General features: G+C 35.2%; 19 protein-coding genes. 5 read left to right on the top strand and 14 right to left on the bottom strand.

The features are described 5' to 3' along the window. Positions 1-15: 15 nt before the first annotated feature. The 5 genes from EGX70_RS10675 to EGX70_RS10655 all read right to left on the bottom strand — a co-directional run bounded on the left by EGX70_RS10675 (position 16) and on the right by EGX70_RS10655 (position 4,538). Positions 16-1,521, bottom strand: coding sequence for a HAMP domain-containing histidine kinase (locus EGX70_RS10675; protein ID WP_000791112.1), 1,506 nt, complete (start codon positions 1,519-1,521; stop codon positions 16-18). Further along, positions 1,511-2,200, bottom strand: coding sequence for a response regulator transcription factor (locus tag EGX70_RS10670; RefSeq protein ID WP_123948131.1), 690 nt, complete (start codon positions 2,198-2,200; stop codon positions 1,511-1,513). Before EGX70_RS10670 ends, EGX70_RS10675 begins: the two co-directional genes overlap by 11 nt. A 234-nt stretch (positions 2,201-2,434) precedes the next feature. Next, a complete protein-coding gene (locus tag EGX70_RS10665) occupies positions 2,435-2,968 on the bottom strand; it encodes a DUF177 domain-containing protein (protein WP_000927543.1) in 534 nt (177 codons plus the stop codon). 104 nt (positions 2,969-3,072) lie between these two features. Beyond that, a complete protein-coding gene (htpX, locus tag EGX70_RS10660; RefSeq protein WP_000966817.1) occupies positions 3,073-3,963 on the bottom strand; it encodes a zinc metalloprotease HtpX in 891 nt (296 codons plus the stop codon). Between the two features lie 20 nt (positions 3,964-3,983). Continuing rightward, the gene (locus tag EGX70_RS10655) at positions 3,984-4,538 is read right to left on the bottom strand and encodes a LemA family protein (protein WP_000537055.1); all 555 of its coding nucleotides are present in this window, start codon (positions 4,536-4,538) and stop codon (positions 3,984-3,986) included. A 127-nt stretch (positions 4,539-4,665) separates the two neighbouring features. Between EGX70_RS10655 and rsmG the strand changes: the two genes are divergently transcribed. Genes rsmG through EGX70_RS10640 form a run of 3 tightly spaced genes read left to right on the top strand, consistent with a single transcriptional unit; the run spans position 4,666 to position 7,457 of the window. Further along, the gene (rsmG, locus tag EGX70_RS10650; protein WP_000188792.1) at positions 4,666-5,379 is read left to right on the top strand and encodes a 16S rRNA (guanine(527)-N(7))-methyltransferase RsmG; all 714 of its coding nucleotides are present in this window, start codon (positions 4,666-4,668) and stop codon (positions 5,377-5,379) included. A gap of 14 nt (positions 5,380-5,393) precedes the next feature. Then, the gene (locus tag EGX70_RS10645; protein WP_000680112.1) at positions 5,394-6,773 is read left to right on the top strand and encodes a TrkH family potassium uptake protein; all 1,380 of its coding nucleotides are present in this window, start codon (positions 5,394-5,396) and stop codon (positions 6,771-6,773) included. Between the two features lie 12 nt (positions 6,774-6,785). Beyond that, positions 6,786-7,457, top strand: a complete 672-nt coding sequence (locus EGX70_RS10640) for a TrkA family potassium uptake protein (protein WP_000850144.1) — start codon at positions 6,786-6,788, stop codon at positions 7,455-7,457. A 34-nt stretch (positions 7,458-7,491) separates the two neighbouring features. On the opposite strand, the gene EGX70_RS10635 is transcribed toward EGX70_RS10640, so the two are convergent. The 4 genes from EGX70_RS10635 to sstT all read right to left on the bottom strand — a co-directional run bounded on the left by EGX70_RS10635 (position 7,492) and on the right by sstT (position 11,933). After that, positions 7,492-8,322 (bottom strand): energy-coupling factor transporter transmembrane protein EcfT, encoded by an 831-nt coding sequence (locus EGX70_RS10635; RefSeq protein ID WP_001118813.1) that lies wholly within the window; start codon positions 8,320-8,322, stop codon positions 7,492-7,494. Then, positions 8,315-9,991, bottom strand: a complete 1,677-nt coding sequence (locus EGX70_RS10630; RefSeq protein WP_000651251.1) for an ABC transporter ATP-binding protein — start codon at positions 9,989-9,991, stop codon at positions 8,315-8,317. The genes EGX70_RS10635 and EGX70_RS10630 overlap by 8 nt, the downstream gene beginning before the upstream one ends. A 16-nt stretch (positions 9,992-10,007) precedes the next feature. Further along, entirely contained in the window at positions 10,008-10,556 is a 549-nt protein-coding gene (locus tag EGX70_RS10625) for an ECF-type riboflavin transporter substrate-binding protein (protein WP_001095696.1), read from the bottom strand. A gap of 168 nt (positions 10,557-10,724) precedes the next feature. After that, positions 10,725-11,933, bottom strand: coding sequence for a serine/threonine transporter SstT (gene sstT, locus EGX70_RS10620; RefSeq protein WP_000819596.1), 1,209 nt, complete (start codon positions 11,931-11,933; stop codon positions 10,725-10,727). Positions 11,934-12,108: 175 nt separating this feature from the next. Here sstT and brnQ point away from each other — a divergent pair, with 175 nt between their 5' ends. Then, on the top strand, positions 12,109-13,476 hold the full coding sequence (gene brnQ / locus EGX70_RS10615; RefSeq protein ID WP_000769345.1) for a branched-chain amino acid transport system II carrier protein: 1,368 nt from the start codon (positions 12,109-12,111) through the stop codon (positions 13,474-13,476). Positions 13,477-13,589: 113 nt separating this feature from the next. After that, complete coding sequence (locus EGX70_RS10610; protein ID WP_001200719.1) at positions 13,590-14,645, top strand: zinc-dependent alcohol dehydrogenase family protein; 1,056 nt, start codon at positions 13,590-13,592, stop codon at positions 14,643-14,645. A 48-nt stretch (positions 14,646-14,693) separates the two neighbouring features. On the opposite strand, the gene EGX70_RS10605 is transcribed toward EGX70_RS10610, so the two are convergent. From EGX70_RS10605 to EGX70_RS10585, 5 genes are all read right to left on the bottom strand, one after another. Further along, a complete protein-coding gene (locus tag EGX70_RS10605) occupies positions 14,694-15,386 on the bottom strand; it encodes a methionine ABC transporter permease (protein WP_000574037.1) in 693 nt (230 codons plus the stop codon). Beyond that, entirely contained in the window at positions 15,383-16,453 is a 1,071-nt protein-coding gene (locus EGX70_RS10600) for a methionine ABC transporter ATP-binding protein (RefSeq protein ID WP_000032383.1), read from the bottom strand. Before EGX70_RS10600 ends, EGX70_RS10605 begins: the two co-directional genes overlap by 4 nt. Next, positions 16,446-17,822 carry a M20/M25/M40 family metallo-hydrolase gene (locus EGX70_RS10595; RefSeq protein WP_000176660.1) on the bottom strand — a complete coding sequence of 459 codons (1,377 nt, stop codon included), beginning with the start codon at positions 17,820-17,822 and terminating at the stop codon, positions 16,446-16,448. Before EGX70_RS10595 ends, EGX70_RS10600 begins: the two co-directional genes overlap by 8 nt. A gap of 133 nt (positions 17,823-17,955) precedes the next feature. Next, positions 17,956-18,780, bottom strand: coding sequence for a MetQ/NlpA family ABC transporter substrate-binding protein (locus EGX70_RS10590; RefSeq protein WP_000768250.1), 825 nt, complete (start codon positions 18,778-18,780; stop codon positions 17,956-17,958). Between the two features lie 140 nt (positions 18,781-18,920). Further along, the gene (locus EGX70_RS10585) at positions 18,921-19,754 is read right to left on the bottom strand and encodes an amino acid ABC transporter substrate-binding protein (RefSeq protein WP_000152903.1); all 834 of its coding nucleotides are present in this window, start codon (positions 19,752-19,754) and stop codon (positions 18,921-18,923) included. Between the last annotated feature and the right edge of the window lie 27 nt (positions 19,755-19,781).

Below are 19,781 nucleotides of genomic sequence, written 5' to 3'. Positions count from 1 at the left end.
GCATAAGGATTTTTCTTATATTTCTTTAGTTTCTTCAAATTTTTTTATAGGAATGCGAACAATGAATTCAGTCCCTTGATTTAGTTCACTTTTAATATCCACCTTTAAATGGTAAGCATCCATAATTTGTTTAAACACTGAAAGCCCGATACCTAAACCAGCTTGTGTACTTTCTCTGTTACGTGATTTATCAGTTCGATAAAAACGATCAAAGATAAACTCAATATCTTCATCTGAGATACCTTCTCCTTTATCTTTTACAACTACTGTCGCAAAATCATTGTCTACTGATAAAACAACACTGACTTCTTTATAACTAGGAGAGTACTTGATAGCGTTATCAATTAAGATCATGAGAGCTTGCTCAAAATGTATCTTATATATCTTTCCCCAAACGATATCTGAAATATTATTTTCAAAAATAAATTGAAAATCTTCTCTCAAAATACGGAAATTTTCAATAACAACTGATATAGAGCTTGATAAATCTGTCATTTCATCTTGATGAAGTTCCAAGCTTCCTTGGACGCGAATCATATTTAACATGTCATTAATCATTAAGGACATACGATCTGCCTCATGGTATGCCGCTGCTAAACTTTCTTCAAGAATTTCTGGATCATCTTTCCCCCAACGTTGTAATAAACCAATATGACCCTTTACAACAGCGACAGGCGTTCTTAATTCATGACTAACATCACTAATGAATTGTGATTGTCGACGAGTATAGTCTTCCAACTGATCCAACATCCCATCAAAAATCCTAGACAATTCTCCAATTTCGTCTTCTGAACGGACCTTACTTCTAATTTCTAAATTACTAGGATTTTCAGATATCTGATGCATTAAGTCGTGTAAATTTTTAACCGGACGAACAATACGCTTAGTAGCACTATTAATAACGACCAAGGCTAAAACAGTCCCTAAAACTTCCATCATAATCAAGAAAACAATGATGTTTTGCCTCATACTATAATAACGACCTAAATTATAGAAAATTTGAACGTATCCAAGCAACTGTCCTGTTTTTTGAGAGTAGATTGCTTTTGTACCAACAAAACCTTCCATATCTGCAACTTTAGAGATGATAACTTTTCCCATGGATTTACCAATAGTTGGCATACCCGTTCTCAGTGTAGAAAAAACTGGTTTCCTGTTGACATCGTATAGGGTCATTTCTTGATTAACATAAAGAATACTATCGATTGACTCGCCCGTTCTAACAATTCCATTTTGACGCTTATGAGGATAGATGTCATCCGCAAAAACCTGGTTGTACAGGATCTCTAAAATATCATCGGATGTCAAACTAGAGTTCGCTTGCGACAAACGAACTCTAGTTTTTTCTAATGACCTACCGACATTAATTTTTTCCCTGTGAAGGACGTATCTTGTTGCCGAAGTATAAACTAAAACAGAAAATACTGTAAATAGGCTAAAAAATAAGATAAAAACTAATTGCGATAATTTTTTTGACAGAGGTTGTTTTACCCCTATAAACTGATCTTTTTTATTTTTCACGAATCACATAGCCCATTCCGCGAACAGTTTGAATATATGATTCACGACCTGGGATATCAATTTTACCTCTTAGGTAACGGATATAAACATCAACAACGTTTGTCTCTGCTGCCACATCGTATTTCCAAACATGTTCTAGCAACTCTTCTCGTGTCATAACACGATTCATATTTGTCATCAAGACATTCAACAAATCAAATTCACGTTTTGTTAGTGAAATTTCCTCATCACCACGCATCGCTGAACGATTATGAGTATTTAATGACAAATCACGGAAACTACCACTATCACCTTTTCCTTTTGTCTTCGTTTCAATTTCTTGGCGTCGGAAAATCGCTCTAACACGTGCTAATAATTCTTCGATTGCAAACGGCTTAACAATATAATCATCTGCTCCACGATCAAGACCAGCTACAATATCCATAACAGAATCACGTGCTGTCATCATCATGATATAGGTTGTTTTTTCAGCCTGCAGGCGACGTGTGATTTCGAAACCATCCATCTCTGGAAGCATTAAATCCAGTAGAATCAAATCAAAATCTTTTTCTAATGCTGTGTCCAATCCTTCACGACCGTTTGTTTCAACAACAACATCATATCCTTCATGTAGTAGTTCTAACGAGACGAAGCGAGCTAAATTTTTCTCATCTTCGATTATTAAGATCTTTTTACCCATCTACACCAACCTTCTTATTCTTTACTTAACACTATCAATTATTTTTTAGAATATCTAGATAAAAAACAAGATAGCCCACATTTTACTAACGTTTCTTTAAATAAATAAATCGCCATCCCAAACAATTGTTCGATAGCGAGACTTAATTTTTATTATTGAGTAGTGTCCTCTGTCACTTTTCAATTCTACTAAAAAAAAATTAAAATATCAACTGATGTTATTAATAATTTTTATCTAATCACTATCAAACATACCTTCTAAGGCTGCGAAAGGATTAGATTTTTCTTTTTCTTTAGCTTGTTTTTCTTCATACTGCTTTTCAGTCATTAACGACCAATTTTTACCTGATAAATCCGCTTCTACCCCAACCTCATCAGCTGCCAGAACACGAAGAGGTATATTTAACAAGATATTATCGATAACGCTTTCTTCTAAATTAATATCATCTTCCTCTAATATTAAGACCAAATCCTGATCAACGAGCTCTTTTTTAGTGCTAACATTTTCAGCTTCAATAAAAACTTCATTAATAGTTTGCTTTTCAGATAAAACAACTGGTTTCATAGAACGACTAGACGGTAATGTAATATCGTAAGCCATATTATAGTCAAGTAGATAGAGACCATCTTCATACACCACATGACCTGAAACTTGAATATCAGAAATATCCATTATCTCTGAATGACGCTCCATAAGCGACTCTTTGATATCTATTTTTTTATCAAAATAAAGCCCCTCTGGTGATTTTTTGATTTCTGTAAGTAACACGTGCCATCTCCCTTTATAGTATATGTCATATTATATCAAGTTTTACAGGCTTTGTCTTAAAAAAACAAAACGCAAGGCATAGCTACCCTACGTTTTGTTAACGACTACATATGACGCAAACGCTCAATACGATCTGCAATTGGTGGATGCGTATAAAATAAAGACTTTAACCCTTCTTTTTTCGTTGGGTCATTGATATAGAGAGCCGCACTAGCATCATCTACTGGATGCCCCATAGGTTCAGAACGATCAAGTTTTTCTAAAGCAGAGATCATTCCTTGTGGATTTCTTGTTAACTCAACAGAACTAGCGTCTGCTAAGTATTCGCGCTGTCTTGAAATAGCTAATTGAACTAAACTAGCGGCTAATGGTGCAAGGATTAGTGATAAAATAGAGAAAATCAAAACCAAGATGTTTCCACCATCTTCTCTGTCATCATCACGCCTACGACCTCCGCCGTAAAATAACATACGGCTACCAATGCTTGATATTAGAGTTACAGCACTCGCTAAAGCTACTGCAATGGTTGAAATACGGATATCATAATTACGAATATGACTAACCTCATGTCCAATAACACCCTCTAGCTCTTCGCGGTTCATAACAGCTAATAGGCCTGTCGTTGCTGCAACAGCAGCATTTTCTGGCTTAGAGCCTGTGGCAAAGGCATTTAGGGAGTCATCTTCAACAATGAAAACGCGTGGCATAGGTATCTGAGCTATCATTGCCATATCTTCAACAATATGAAAATAATTTGGCGCCTCATCTTCTGTAACTTCACGCGCATTGTTCATTGACATAACAACATTAGTTGATTGAAAAATCATACTTACTGCATAGATAACCCCAATAATTAGAGCTAGAACAAGCCCAAATTGGTAGCTGCCTAATACCAAATAACCTACAGCTGCTCCAATAGCTGCTAAAAGACAGAAGAAGACAATTAACAAGACAACTGTTTTTCTCTTATTACTTGCAATTTGTTGATACAGCAAAAGCCTCTCTCCCTTCTCAATTAAAAGTCAAAGGAAACTTTTGGCACTTCTTTTTCTTCTTCAGGAGTTTCTAAGAATTGGCTTGGTTTGAACCCAAATAGTTTTCCAACAATATTACTTGGGAAAGTTTCTAATTTCACATTATAATTGGATGTTGTTGTGTTATATAACTGACGTGAATAAGAAATTTTATTTTCCGTATTAGTTAGTTCTTCTTGAAGTTTAACAAAGCTATTGTTGGCTTTTAAATCTGGGTAATTTTCAGCAACCGCTAAAATACTTGAAAGCTGTCTTGTTAGCTCATTACTTGCTGTCATTGCTTCAGCAGGTGTGTTAGCTTTAGCAACTTGAGCACGCAGTTCTGCAATCTTCTCAAGTGTTTTCCCTTCGTACGCAGCATAGCCTTTAACAGTTTCGATTAGGTTTGGAATTAAATCGTTACGACGTTTCAATTGAACGTCTATTTGACTCCATGATTCTTTAGTATGCATGCGACTTCTAACTAAACTGTTATAAGCAACAATCAACCAAATAACAAACAAAGCAATAATTGCTATTAAAATCATAGTTCCCATAGTAGTAGCTCCTTTACATTTTTTCCATTATAGCAATTTTCTTTAGATTAGGAAAGTCCTGTTATTCCCATTATTAGTATTTGTGATAAAATAGAGTCATTATACGATATAGAAATTGAGGTTTACTATGACACCCCAAGCATTTTATCAAGTTCTGATAGAGCATGGTATTACACTTACTGACAAACAGAAAAAACAATTTGAAACTTATTTTAGACTTCTTGTTGAATGGAATGAGAAAATTAACCTAACAGCTATTACAGATAAGGAAGAGGTTTACTTAAAGCACTTCTATGATTCTATTGCGCCGATTTTACAAGGTTATATTGACAATAGTCCTCTTAGCATTTTAGATATTGGTGCTGGTGCAGGTTTTCCTAGTATTCCTATGAAAATCCTTTATCCTGAAATTGATATTACTATTATTGATTCACTGAATAAACGCATTAATTTTCTAAACATATTAGCTAATGAACTTGAACTTTCAGGAGTTCACTTCTTCCATGGGCGCGCTGAGGACTTTGGTCAAGATAAAGTATTTCGAGCTAAATTTGATATCGTAACAGCTCGTGCAGTAGCTAGAATGCAGGTTCTAGCAGAATTGACAATACCTTTTCTTAAAGTTAATGGTCGCTTGATTGCACTGAAAGCTGCAGCTGCTGAAGAGGAATTAATTTCTGCAGAAAAAGCTTTGAAAACACTATTTTCACAAGTAACTGTAAATAAAAATTATAAGTTACCTAATGGTGATGACCGAAATATCACAATCGTTAGCAAGAAAAAAGAAACGCCTAATAAATACCCTCGTAAAGCTGGTACTCCAAACAAGAAGCCTTTGTAAAGTTGGGAGCTAGTATGAAACATTTCTTTGATTACAAGACAATGTCTGTCGCACGTAAACTCAGCATTAGTTTTATCGCTGTTATCCTATTGGGAAGTATTTTACTTTCACTTCCAATTTTTCAATATGCTAACGCCCCTAAAACACATTACATTGATCACCTTTTCACGACTGTTTCAATGGTATGTGTAACTGGTTTATCTGTTTTTCCTATCAGTAAGGTTTATAACGGTTGGGGGCAGATTGTAGCTATTTTACTCATGCAAACAGGGGGACTTGGTTTAGTAACACTAATGTCGTTGTCTTACTATACCCTAAGACGTAAAATGTCGTTAAATGATCAGACCCTTTTGCAGTCAGCGATAACTTATAACAGTTCGACAGATTTAAAAAAATATCTCTATATGATTTTTAAAGTAACTTTAACTTTAGAAGTTTTAGCAGCCAGCATTTTAGCCATAGATTTTATTCCTCGATTTGGTTTGGGTCATGGTATCTTTAATAGTATATTCTTAGCTGTCTCAGCCTTTTGTAATGCCGGTTTTGATAATCTAGGGGCAACGAGCTTAGCTCAATTTAAACTAAATCCTTTGGTTAACATTATCGTTTGTTTCTTGATTATTTCAGGAGGACTTGGATTTGCCGTATGGAAAGATTTAATTGAAGCTACTATACAAACATCTCACAAGGGACCAAAATTAATCAAGACATTTCCAAAACGCCTCAGCAACCATTCTAAACTGGTTTTAAAAACAACAACCATTATTTTACTAACAGGAACTTTGCTTTCTTGGTTGTTAGAGTTTGGAAATTTTAGAACAATTGCTAATTTATCTCTACCTAAACAACTAATGGTCAGCTTTTTCCAAACAGTTACGATGCGTACCGCTGGATTTTCAACTATTGATTATACCCAAACTGATTTCGCAACCAACCTTGTTTATATTATCCAAATGTTAATTGGAGGAGCTCCTGGTGGAACGGCAGGAGGATTTAAAGTCACTGTTATCGCCATTTTACTCTTACTATTTAAAGCCGAACTGAGTGGCCAAAGCCAAGTGACTTTTCATTATCGAACAATTCCTTCCAGTATTATTAAACAAACACTATCGATTTTAACTTTCTTTTTTATCATACTTATTAGCGGCTATCTCCTTCTTCTGGAACTCAATCCCCATATAGATCCTTTTTCTCTTTTCTTTGAGGCATCTAGTGCCTTAGCAACCGTGGGTGTAACAATGAACACTACCAATCAATTAACTCTGGGCGGTCGAATTGTAATTATGTTCCTCATGTTTATTGGTCGAGTCGGTCCAATTACCGTACTGCTATCAATTCTTCAGAAAAAAGAGAAGGAAATTCACTATGCTGAAACAGAAATTATTCTAGGTTAGAAAAGGTCTTTTATGAAAACAAAAATTATTGGTGTACTTGGTCTAGGAATATTTGGACAAACACTCGCACAAGAACTAAGTAACTTTGAACAAGATGTTATTGCTATTGACAGCAATCCTGAAAATGTACAAGCTGTCGCCGAAGTTGTTACAAAAGCAGCTATCGGAGACATTACTGATTTAGCTTTCCTAAAACACATCGGGATCAGTGACTGTGATACTGTTATTATTGCTACAGGAAACAGTTTAGAGAGCTCAGTATTGGCCGTAATGCACTGTAAAAAGTTAGGCGTCCCACAAGTTATTGCTAAAGCTCGAAACCTTGTATACGAAGAAGTACTTTATGAAATTGGTGCTGATTTGGTTATCTCTCCGGAGCGAGAATCTGGGCAAAATGTTGCTGCAAACCTCATGAGAAATAAAATTACAGATGTCTTCCAGATTGAATCTGATATTTCTGTCATTGAATTTAAAATTCCCAAATCATGGGTAGGGAAAACTGTCGAACAATTAAATATCCGTCACAAGTTTGATCTTAACCTCATAGGTATCAGAAAAGCAAAAAACAAACCTGTCGATACCGAAGTTCCAATCAATAGTCCACTTGAAGAAGGTATTATTCTAGTGGCTATCGCTAACTCAGATGCCTTCCAACGCTATGACTATTTAGGATACTTTAACTAAAGAAATTAAAAAACTGACTATTAAGGTCAGTTTTTTATTGCCATGGGTTATAGAAACGTCCATGATTAAGGTGAATTAAATAAAGGCTTACAAACAGACTAGCTAGAGCAAGTATGATTAAGACAATGTCACTTTTTTCCAAAGATTGCTTAGAGTACCAAGTACGTCTTTTATTTTTACCAAATCGTCGAAGTTCCATAGCAGTTGCTACTGTATCAATACGTTCTAGAGAGCTAAAAATTAATGGTGTGACAATCTGCAAATTCCCCTTAATGCGTGCTACTAAGTTCGATTTTTTTGATAATTCTATTCCTCTTGCCTCTTGTGCTCGACGTATTGTATAAAATTCTTCTTGAACATCAGGTATATATCTAAGGGTCAAACTAACAGCATAAGCTATTTTATATGATAAACCTAATTGATTTAAACTTGATGCGAACTGACTAGGATTAGTTGTCATCAAAAACAAAAGAGCTAAAGGCACTGTACAAAAGTATTTTAAAATCAGATTAAAGAGGTAAAACAACTCTTGGCTAGTCACATCATATGGGCCAATTCCTTTTAACAATAAAGAAGAACTACCATAAATCTTATCACCATAATGGGGAGCAAAAAGATAGACCATTATAATATTTAAAACAGCGAATACAACAACTAAAGTCATAACAAAGGACACCTGTTGCCATTTGATTTTTGCTAATCTAAATAAGACTAGCGATCCCAATGAAACAACAATTAAAAATCTTGTATCATAAGTGGTCATGCAAGCAACAGAAACTAAAATAAAAAATAGTAACTTACTGGCACCTGATAGCCTGTATAGAAAGCCATAACCCTCTTGATAACCAATTAATTGTTTAGCCATTCTTACCTCCTTGATTATCAATGTACCATTGTGTTAGTTTCTGTGGAGATATCCCTAATCTGTCTGCTAAAGCAAATAAACTCGTTTTCTTTAAATGAGTCTTTTTCAAAAGCTCTGTATTTGAAAGGATGTTAATAGGATGATCATCTGCAACAATCAGACCATTGTCGATTACAATTGCACGATCTGTATACTCTAACATAAGCTGCATATCATGTGTAATCATAACAATGGTATGTCCATCACAACTTAGTTTATCAAGGAAAGACATCATTTCAGTATAATGCTTCATATCTTGACCAGCTGTTGGTTCATCCAAAATAATAACTTCTGGATTTAAAATCAGTATCGAAGCAATCGTAACACGTTTTTTCTGACCGAATGATAGAGCCGATATAGGCCAATTCCTAAATTGGTAGAGCCCACAAACCTTTAATATATCGTAGACACGACTTTCTATATCATTATCACTAAAACCTCTTAAACGGAGACCCAGAGCAACTTCATCAAAAACCATCGCTTGACTTATCATCTGATTGGGATTTTGCAAAACATAGCCAATTCGTTCTGCTCTTTCTTTTATAGAGTCTTGACTGACATCTTCATTATTATAAATTAGAGTAGCATTATTAGGGATAAATTGACATAACGCTTTAGCTAAAGTAGATTTACCTGCACCATTTTTCCCAACGATAGCTAACCGCTGACCTTTATATAAATCAAACGAAACATCATCTAAAGTATTATTCTCTAAATCATATGACACCGACAAATGCTGTACTGATAATAATTTATCTGTATGTTTATCTAAATCTAATGCTCGCATTTTAGGTATCAATAGTTCACTGAAATCAAAGTCATCAATAGACGTCATTGTATTTTGTTTTTCAAAGTCATATCCTAAATTTTTGAGAGCAGAAATATACAGTGGTTCTCGAATACCATATTCAGATAAAAAATTAGTTTTTAAAAGTTGATCCGGCTCCCCATTATAAATAATTTGTCCATCACTAAAAAGAACTACACGATCTACTCGCTCATAAAGAACATCTTCCAATCGATGTTCAATAATAATAGTGGTCGCATCTTGCTCTTGATGAATACGGTCAACCAATGCCATGATATCTTGTCCCGATTGTGGATCTAGATTAGCCAAAGGCTCATCAAATAATAGAATTGGGCTATCGTCTACTAAAACTCCAGCTAAACTAACCCGTTGTTTTTGTCCTCCCGACAAGTCTTGTGGACGTTTAGACAAAAGAGGAGCTATTTCTAAACGTTTTGCCCACATTTCAACGATAGAGGCCATTTCTTCCTGTGCTACAACATCATTTTCTAATGCAAAAGCAATATCTTCTGCTACTGTCAATCCTATAAATTGGCCATCTGGATCTTGTAAAACCGTAGAAACTAAATGAGACTTGTCATATATTGACAAGTCAAAAGCATTTTTATGGTTAATCGTAAAAATACCACTATATTGGCCTTTATGAGTATTTGGGATAATACCATTTAAACAATGACCAAGCGTTGACTTCCCCGACCCTGAAGGTCCTAATATCAAGACCTTTTCACCTTTAGGAATGCTTAAGTTAATCCCTTTTAAAGTTGGTTCAGATTGAACGTCATATTGAAAGGTAAAATCCTTCCATTCAATAAAATCTTTCATAGATTACTCTCTTATCCTAATCTTTGGATAAACTACCTTTTTGTGGTCGTGATTTAGCGTATGCTAGCAACAAAAGCGTACCACCTACTCCAATAGTAATGGAATTCACAAGGCTTGATAAGAAACCTTGTGCAAAAACTTTGCTTGCAGGTTCGCTATAAAAGAAAATATCACCATACGGTGCAACGACAGACCAACCTATAAGGTTAGCAATAACTTGAACTACATTAAATAGAAGCAAATCCTTCTTAGTCATGCCAGATAATTGAATAGCTAATTTTTTAGCAAAAAAGCCTATCATCAAACCTAAAAGACCACTAACTAAAACCCAAGTCCACCACGGAGAACCATATTGAATCGAATCTTTCAATGCGTGTCCGATAAAACCAGTAAAAAAACCAACTCCTGGTCCATAAATAACTGCAAATAATGCTAAAACTGCATACTGCAATTGAATATTAGTATTTGGAATTGGTGTTGGTATATTAACTAGCATACCTATAATGATAAAAAGTGCAGCTCCAATTCCAGTCGCTACAACCTTTTTTATTGTGTTTGTATTCATAAAAACCTCTCTGAAAAACAAGCTTAAACAGTCACTTACAATCTGTTTAATTTTATCATATTTCAAGCTGATTTGAAACCTTATTGACAAGAAGAACTGAAAAACGATTGAAAATAATATTAAATACCAAAAAAGATCTCAGATAGAATACCTAAGACCTTCATTAGTTTATTTTTTTCCAAAAACTGATTTTTCAGCTACAGCCGTGAACAGAACGTCTGTCGATGAATTTAAGGCTGTCTCACACGAATCCTGTATCACCCCTACAATGAAACCAACTCCTACGACTTGCATTGCAACGTCATTTGAAATACCAAATAAGCTACATGCCACCGGAATCAATAAAAGTGAACCACCAGTTACACCAGAAGCTCCACATGCTGATACAGCAGCAACCACACTTAATAAGAATGCTGTTGGAAAATCAACAGTAATTCCTAAAGTATTTACTGCTGCTAAAGTCAGGATATTAATTGTAATAGCTGCACCAGCCATATTGATAGCTGCACCAAGCGGGATAGATACTGAGTAAGTATCTTTATCTAATCCTAAATCCTCACATAGTCTCATATTAACAGGAATATTCGCCGCAGAACTACGTGTAAAGAAAGCTGTAATACCTGAATCCTTTAAGCATCGTAATACCAAAGGGTAAGGATTTTTACGCATCATAACAAAAGCAATGATTGGGTTAACGACAAGAGCTACAAATAACATCGTACCCACCAAAACTAATATTAAAAGACCATAATCACCTAGTATACCAATACCGTTTTCTGAAATGCTAGTGAAAACCAACCCCATAATACCAATTGGGGCCAAATTGATAATCCATTTGACAACTTGTGAAGTAGCATCAGCAAAAGTTTGCATTAAATCTTTTGTACGCTGATTACTGCTTCGCATCGCCAAACCAAAAATAACCGCCCAAAATAGAATACTCATATAATTGGCCTCGGTAATGGCATGAATGGGATTATCAACAATTTTCAACAAAAGAGATTGAAAGACTTCTGAAATCCCCTTGGGAGGTAATAAGTCTGTCTTTGCTGGCGTTTTCAATATCAGTGTCAAAGGGAAAATATAGTTCACAACAACAGCGATTAGGGCCGCTGCAAAAGTTGCAGTGATATACAAACCAATTATCGTTGACATATTGGTCTTACCGCCCTCACGGTGTTGCGACAAGGCACTAATAACTAAAGTGAAAACTAAAAGAGGGGCAATAGCTTTCAACCCTCCTACAAAAAGTTGACCAAGTAAACCAATCGCAGAGGCTTTAGGGACTAAAATACCCAAGAATAAGCCAATAACGACTCCAATTGTTATTTTTTTTATCAAGCTTGTTTTTCTCCAAGCTTTTAAAAATCGTTTCATACTAAACTCCTAAAAAATTCTTAAACTCTATGATATGATAAAAAAAAAGATTCGTCAAATACCTTTTTAATTTTTTAGAGGTTGACGAATTCTAAATTTTTCTGATATAATTACTTTTTGAAATATTCAATCAATTTCGAAAATAAAATATTTTTTTGTACAGAAAGGTACATTGATGAAACTAAAAAACACTTATATCATTATCGGCTTGATGCTTTTTGCGCTGTTCTTTGGAGCCGGTAATCTTATTTATCCAGCCTACTTAGGTATCTACTCTGGTTCTAATTGGGCGTGGGCTATCATTGGGTTCTGCTTAACAGGCGTAACTTTACCCCTACTTGGTGTTGCAGCTGTGGCGTACTCAGGAGCAACCGATGTTGAAAGCTTCACCAAACCTGTCTCTAAAACATATGCTATTTTCTTTGCAGTAGCACTATACCTATCTATTGGACCTTTCTTTGCCATTCCTCGAACAGGGGCAACCTCATTCTCAGTTGGTATTCAACCTATCTTAGGCGACAGCTCCTTAGTCAAAATTATCTATGGTTTAATTTTCTTTGGTATTTCTTATTTCTTAGCTATTAGACCTAGTCAGATTGTAGATCGTATTGGTAAATATCTAACTCCCTTTTTACTAACTGTTATTAGTATTTTAATTATTGCCTCACTCATCCATCCAGCTGCTATCGTTGGAACACCACATAACGCTTCAACGAATGTCAGCGATGCTTTCAAGGATTTACCATTCCTAGCAGGACTGATTCAGGGGTATGGTACAATGGATGCCCTTGCATCAATTGCTTTTGCTATTATCGTTATTCAAGCAAGTAAACAGTACGGAGCAATTACCAAAAAAGAAATTACTTCTATGGCACTTAAATCTGGTGCTATCGCTACATTTCTTTTAGCTTTTATTTATATTTTTGTAGGACGTATTGGTGCAACTTCACAAAGCTTGTTTAAATTTGCAAATGGTTCCTTCTTACTTCACAATACTCCAATAGACGGTGGGCATGTTCTTAGTCAATCAGCTAACTTCTATTTAGGAATTGTGGGACAAGCTATTTTAGGTACGGCTATTTTTCTTGCTTGCTTAACAACAGCTACTGGATTAATCACTGCTTGTGCGGAATACTTCCACAAATTACTTCCAAAGATTAGTCACATTACTTGGGCTACAATCTTTACTTTAATTGCTATTACGTTCTATTTTGGTGGTTTATCAGAGATTATCCGTTGGTCACTACCAGTTCTCTACCTTCTCTATCCATTAACTATAGTCTTAATTTTCTTAGTCTTTTTTGATCAAAAATTTGAAAGTAGCCGCATTGTCTACCAAACTTCTATTGCCGCCACTGCTGTCGCTGCTTTATACGATGCCTTATCAAAACTCGGCGAAATGACTGGTTTATTTACCATTCCATCCGCTTTGACCACATTCTTTACTAAAGTTGTTCCTTTAGGTGAATATTCTATGGGATGGATTAGTTTTGCAATTTGTGGTGTCTTAGTTGGTCTTATTCTAAAAAAAGTAAAAGCATAATAATTTAAAGCAGTACGAAAATTACTGCTTTTATTTTAAAATAATTATTGTAACCGCTTTCTTTTGGTGGTATAATAGCCTTGAAAATAAATAATTTTTGGAGGAACTCTAATATGAGAGCTGCAACTTATCTTTCAGCTAATGAATTATCACTTACTGATAAGGCTAAACCTCAAGTAATAAAACCCACAGATGCGGTTGTAAGACTTGTCAAAACAACCATTTGTGGTACTGATCTACATATCCTTGGTGGCGATGTTCCTGCTTGTAAACCAGGAACAACTTTAGGTCATGAAGGCATTGGTATCGTCGAAGAAGTTGGTTCTGCTGTCAATCATTTTAAAGTCGGAGATAAAGTAATTATTTCTTGTGTCACTGCCTGTAATACTTGCTATTACTGTAAGCACCAGTTGCCTTCACATTGTGAAGATGGCGGGTGGATTTTAGGACATCTTATTGAAGGTACTCAAGCAGAATATGTTCATATTCCACATGCAGATGGTAGCCTTTATCATGCACCTGAAGGTGTTTGTGACGATGCATTGGTTATGTTATCTGATATTTTACCAACTTCATACGAAATCGGCGTCTTACCTTCTCACATTAAACCAGGTGATACTGTTTGTATTGTAGGCGCTGGACCAATTGGACTATCTGCCTTACTAACTGCACAATTCTATTCTCCTGCCAAAATTATTATGGTTGATTTATCTCAAAAACGACTTGAAGCCTCTAAAAAATTTGGTGCAACACACACCATTCTATCAACGTCTACTCAAGAAGTTAAAGAAGAAATTGATAAAATTACCAAAGGCCGTGGCGTTGATGTCGTATTAGAATGTGTTGGTTATCCTGCAACATTTGATATTTGTCAAAATGTAGTTTCTATTGGAGGACATATCGCAAATGTTGGTGTTCATGGTAAACCTGTTGAATTTAACCTCCAAGATTTATGGATAAAAAATATAACCCTTAATACTGGATTAGTTAATGCTAATACAACTGAAATGCTCCTTGAAGTTCTTGAGACAGGCAAAATCGATGCAACACAACTAGTAACACATCACTTCAAGCTATCTGAAATCGAAGAAGCTTATAAGGTATTTAAAGCTGCTGAAGAAAACAATACTCTCAAAGTTATCATCGAAAACGATATTACTCCAGCCTGATAATTTTTAAACAAATGAAAATGTGAGAAGAATAGCCTTCTCACATTTTTATTTATGACTCAAGCGACGTGTTAAAAAATCACCTAAAAATTGGATAAAGAAAATTAATAATAAAATCAGAATAGTCGCTACTAAAGTAATATCATCACGAGAATAGTTATATCCTTTAGTAATAGCAACAGAACCCAATCCTCCTGCACCAATAGCGCCAGCCATAGCTGTTTCACCTACTAAAGAAATCAAAGTAACCGTTGATACTCGAATTAAATCTGGTAGACCTTCACGAAGATAAACTACAATAATATCCCAAAGTGTTCCACCTGAGGCTTGTGCAGCCTCAATAACTCCACCATCAAGTTCAGCTAAAACAACTTGAACTTGACGAGCAAAAAATGGGAAAACTGCCAAAGAAAGAGGTACCAAAGCTGCTGGTGAACCAAGTGTTGTTCCTACAATTACGCGAGTTACTGGCGCAATCAAAGCAAGAAGAATAATGAAGGGCAGAGCTCTAAAAACAGAAACAACTTTATCTAAAACTCCAAATACTAATTTATTAGCAATAACTCCTCTAGGACTAGTTAAAACAAGGAATAAACCTCCTAACAATCCCATTAAACCTCCAATAAGGAACGACCAAAAAGTCATATAAAGGGTTTGTACAATAGCTGTCTGCCAGCCGTAAGCACCTTCCCAACCCATTTGATATACATTTGGTAAATGTGTTTGAATCCACTCTATCATGCTTTACCACCTTCTTTCAATAACGTTAATTGAACTTGCGAATCTGTAATTGCTTGGCAGGCTTGTCTTAATTTTTCTTCGTCACCTGATAAGATAACTACCATTTCTCCAACTGGAATACCATCTAAAATTTCAATATTCCCATAGAGGATGTTAGCAGTTACTTCAAATTCTTTATAAATTTGATTTAAAAGCGGCTCATCCGTGCTATGCCCAGCGTATTTCAGTTGAACTAATTTGCTACCTACTGGTAGATTTTTGACAACTTCTTGTTGCTCAATCTTAAGCATTGCCTCATCAATCCCAGTAGCTATTTTTATAAAATCTTGTGTAAGACTCTCTCTAGGATGTGAAAAAATGTCTAAAACTGATCCTTCTTCAATCAATTTACCATTTTGCATAACAGCAACGCGATTAGCAATGTCTTTGACAATTTGCATCTCATGTGTAATCAAAACAATCGTAAGTCCCAATTTTTTATTCAGATCTTGGAGAAGGGCAAGTATTTGTTTTGTTGTTTTAGGGTCAAGTGCAGAGGTAGACTCATCTGAAATTAAGATTTTAGGATCGTTAGCCAATGCACGCGCAATGGCAACACGCTGTTTTTGCCCTCCTGATAATTGTGAAGGATAGTTTTGAGCACGATCGGATAATCCAACAAGTTCTAATAATTTAGCAACCTTAGCTGCTTTCGCCTCTTTTGATAAACCTGAATGTTTAAGAGCAAAAACTACATTCTGCTCTGCTGTCAACTGTGACATTAGGTTAAAATGTTGAAAAATCATTCCAATTTCACGGCGCTGTTCGCGTAATTGTGTGCTAGTCAGTGTCACCTTGTTGTCGTAAATAACTTGGTCATCAATAGTAATTTTACCTGCTGAAGGTTCTTGTAGCAAATTAATAACACGAACAAGGGTAGATTTTCCGGCTCCTGAATAACCGACAATTCCATATATATCACCTTGATTAATATGGATAGTAACATCTTTAACAGCATTAATCTCACGTTTCTTTTGGTGGAAAGTAACATCAATGTTGTCTAATTTAATAATTGGTTCTTTACTCATATGATTCTATTAAAGCCTCCACTAATTCAATATGGGTGTAATAATCAGCAATACTAACATTTTCATCAACGCCATGGTCTCGACTATTGGCATGTCCTATGCCAATAGCTGCAATTGGCGCTCTTAGAGCTTGATGAACTAAATACATTGGTCCTGTACCTGGTGAGGTAGGTAACAGAGATATCCCTTCTGGATAAAATTGCTCAGCTAAATCAACAACCTTTAGGATAGATGGCGCTGACATATCACTACGATAAGACATTTCACCAAGGGTATAGGTTAGCTCAATGTCTTTAAAGCCATTCTCTTTCAAATGATTTTGTATTGAATCTAGTACACCTTTCGGGGTTAACCCTGGTACTAACCTAACCTCTGCTTTACATTTAGCATAAGCAGGTAAAATTGTTTTGACGCCTTCACCTTGATAACCTGAGGTTATACCTTCAATGGCTATAGAAGGTTCAAAATAAAGCTTTCTCAAAAAAGTTTTATGACTATCTGCTAAACTGGGCAAAACTAATTGGTAAGCACCTTCTAGCGCCTTTGCAGATCTATAAGAATATTTTTCAACTAATTCTAACTCTCTCTTAGTAGGGGGAATAACTTTATCATAAATACCTTCTACCAATATATGACCTTTGTTATCCCTTAACGTATTGAGGGCTTGAATTAAATACCATGTCGAGGAATCAACAACCCCACCAAAGGATGAATGAATATCAACATCCGCTGAACTTACTGATAAATCAAAAGTGACAATGCCTTTATTTCCACCAGCAATTTCCAACTGTCCTTTAGGATTTTTAGGGCCATCTTCCCACACGATCAAATCAGCCCCTTGTAGCTGCTCTTGATACTTTTCTAAATAATAATCAAGGCCTACTGAAGCTGATTCCTCTGCTCCTTCCACAATAAAAGTGATATCTAGAGGAAGTTCCCCTTTGTGTCTTGATAAATATTTTTTAACTGCTGATAAACGTGCGGTAATGTGACCTTTATCATCATCTACACCACGTCCATACATCTTACCATATCGAAGTGAAAGTGTAAAAGGGTCCTCAGTCCACTGTTCTACCTCATCTGCTGGTACAGTATCATAATGATTGTAAAAAATAATACGCTTAGCATCTACTTTTGATGATTTGAAATTTGCCACGATAAAGGGAGCGCTATAGCTGTCATCTATAATGACTTCTGCGCCAGCTTTTCTGAAAACTTCTCCAAGATAGCTTGATAAGTCATTTAAACCAACTTTCTGAGCAAAAATTGACTTAATTGCAATTAAATCTCTTAAAATATTGATATCATCCTGAACAATAGTATCAGATAGAAACTTTTGAATTTGATTTTCTTCGTTTGTTAAAGTCATCTTTCATCCACCTTCCTTCAAAAACAATCCAAGGGCCTGGCACATTGTATTCGTCCCAGGCCCTTTATGGCTATATGGCTGATAAGTTGTATCCTATTAGGATTCCCTGTTAAACTTATACAGTCAATTCACGTTACCATTGTGGAATATCAGCTGAAGTATCTTTGATAACTTTTTTCACTTCATCTGTGTGATAAGCATCCAAGATAGCTTGGATAGCTTTAGCGTTCTTTTGCTTTTTCCAATTTTTACGTCCCGCAATGATATTAATCCATTGTTTTGAATTTTTATCTGATTTCTCAACAAAGATAGCATCTGAAGGTTTTAAATTAGCTTGCTCAATGTATGTATTATTAATAATAGCTGCATCTACATCTTTGAGTGCACGTGGTGTTTGACTCGCATCTAACTCCTGAATATTAATATCCTTTTTATTAGATGTGATATTAGCAACTGTTGCAACCTTCTTACCAGAAACATTCAATTTGATTAAACCTGCTGACTGAAGGACATACAATGCACGGCTACCATTTGTTGCATCATTTGGAATTGCAATAGTGGCTCCTTTTTTCAATTTTTTAAGAGATTTTACCTTCTCAGAATAGATACGAATTGGAGCTAAGTAAGTCTTTTCAAGTGGAATTAAGTTTTTCTTATTTTCCTTATTCCAGTTTTCTAAGAAATTGTAATGTTGAAAGGCATTAATATCCACATCCTTATTGGCTGTCGCTTGATTTGGTTGTGTATAATCTGTAAATTCTGTAAATTTGATTTTAGCTTTATCACCTACTAGCTTTTCAATTTTATCCCAACGTGCTTTTTCAGTGTCAGAAAAGGTCATAACACCAACTTTAACAACTTTACTTGAAGTTGAGCTTGCTGAAACTTCTTGATTACTAAATGTGACTCCTAAAAGTGTTGTTAAGGCTAATCCTAAGACAATATGTTTTAACTTCATAATAAATTCCCTCAATTTTTGTGATAAAGATATTATCCCATAGGAAGTTATTAGAATCAAATTGTTATAAACTGTCTCTTGTTATAGTTTTAAACTATATAACAAAAAACTAAGGATTGACATCTCCTTAGTTTTTATTACTACTTCTCCTTAGGAGTAACGAGATCTTTCTCATTTGGTACGTAATCACCTCCAAGGTATTCTTTAGCTATTTTTGAAAGTGTCCCATCTTTACGTAATTGTTTAAGGCGATTATTCACATACTTTTGCAAGTCTTTTTGATCCTGACCAAAGATGAAATAAATATAAGGCTGATCTCTCATAGTCAAAGGGATGGTTTTTAAATTCGTGAGACCTTGATTCTTTATGATAGCGTTAACAGTTGGTCCGTCAAAAAGTTTAAAATCAGCTTTTCCATCACTCAAATTCGTTAGAATCTGTGTAATATTTTCATTAGTATATTTTAGAGTAACAGGATTTTTCTGATGCTCTTTATTGAAATTTTCTAATTGCTTGGCAGTTGTCGTTCCTTGGACAACCTGTGTTTTATGACCACTAATATCATTATAAGCTTTGATATTACTATTCTTAGGAACTGCTAAAACTGAAGGAGTAGAGCCTATTGGGTATGAAAATAAATATTTTTGAGATCTCTCTGATGAATAAGAAATATTATTTCCACCCATTTGAAACTTTCCTGAATCTATGCCGGTAAATACCGATGACCATTCTGTTTTTTTAAAAGTGACTTTATAGTTATCTGAACCTTTAAAAACAGCTTTGGCTACTTCAATATCAAAGCCAGTCAGTTTCCCATCCTTCACATAAGAAAAAGGTGCCGTTGTTCCAACAGTTGCAAAATTAACTTCTTTTTTGCCCGTCTTAGTAGTATGAGATTTTGAGCTACAAGCAGCTAGAGACGCTACTGTCACTAAAATAATTCCTGTTACACTTAACACTTTTTTTATTGTCATCTTTTTTCTCCTCTTTAATTGTACACG

This window comes from Streptococcus sp. FDAARGOS_522 (genome assembly GCF_003812445.1).
GTDB classification, from domain to species: domain Bacteria; phylum Bacillota; class Bacilli; order Lactobacillales; family Streptococcaceae; genus Streptococcus; species Streptococcus agalactiae.
The sequence above is the reverse complement of the archived record's forward strand: the minus strand, read 5'-3'. Positions and strand labels throughout refer to the sequence as shown.

Coding starts and splice junctions, on each gene's coding strand:
- EGX70_RS10670 (WP_123948131.1), bottom strand. CDS start 2,200: ATGGGTAAAAAGATCTTAATAATCGAAGATGAGAAAAATTTAGCTCGC.
- EGX70_RS10655 (WP_000537055.1), bottom strand. CDS start 4,538: ATGGGAACTATGATTTTAATAGCAATTATTGCTTTGTTTGTTATTTGG.
- rsmG (WP_000188792.1), top strand. CDS start 4,666: ATGACACCCCAAGCATTTTATCAAGTTCTGATAGAGCATGGTATTACA.
- EGX70_RS10645 (WP_000680112.1), top strand. CDS start 5,394: ATGAAACATTTCTTTGATTACAAGACAATGTCTGTCGCACGTAAACTC.
- EGX70_RS10640 (WP_000850144.1), top strand. CDS start 6,786: ATGAAAACAAAAATTATTGGTGTACTTGGTCTAGGAATATTTGGACAA.
- EGX70_RS10635 (WP_001118813.1), bottom strand. CDS start 8,322: ATGGCTAAACAATTAATTGGTTATCAAGAGGGTTATGGCTTTCTATAC.
- EGX70_RS10630 (WP_000651251.1), bottom strand. CDS start 9,991: ATGAAAGATTTTATTGAATGGAAGGATTTTACCTTTCAATATGACGTT.
- EGX70_RS10625 (WP_001095696.1), bottom strand. CDS start 10,556: ATGAATACAAACACAATAAAAAAGGTTGTAGCGACTGGAATTGGAGCT.
- sstT (WP_000819596.1), bottom strand. CDS start 11,933: ATGAAACGATTTTTAAAAGCTTGGAGAAAAACAAGCTTGATAAAAAAA.
- brnQ (WP_000769345.1), top strand. CDS start 12,109: ATGAAACTAAAAAACACTTATATCATTATCGGCTTGATGCTTTTTGCG.
- EGX70_RS10610 (WP_001200719.1), top strand. CDS start 13,590: ATGAGAGCTGCAACTTATCTTTCAGCTAATGAATTATCACTTACTGAT.
- EGX70_RS10605 (WP_000574037.1), bottom strand. CDS start 15,386: ATGATAGAGTGGATTCAAACACATTTACCAAATGTATATCAAATGGGT.
- EGX70_RS10600 (WP_000032383.1), bottom strand. CDS start 16,453: ATGAGTAAAGAACCAATTATTAAATTAGACAACATTGATGTTACTTTC.
- EGX70_RS10595 (WP_000176660.1), bottom strand. CDS start 17,822: ATGACTTTAACAAACGAAGAAAATCAAATTCAAAAGTTTCTATCTGAT.
- EGX70_RS10590 (WP_000768250.1), bottom strand. CDS start 18,780: ATGAAGTTAAAACATATTGTCTTAGGATTAGCCTTAACAACACTTTTA.
- EGX70_RS10585 (WP_000152903.1), bottom strand. CDS start 19,754: ATGACAATAAAAAAAGTGTTAAGTGTAACAGGAATTATTTTAGTGACA.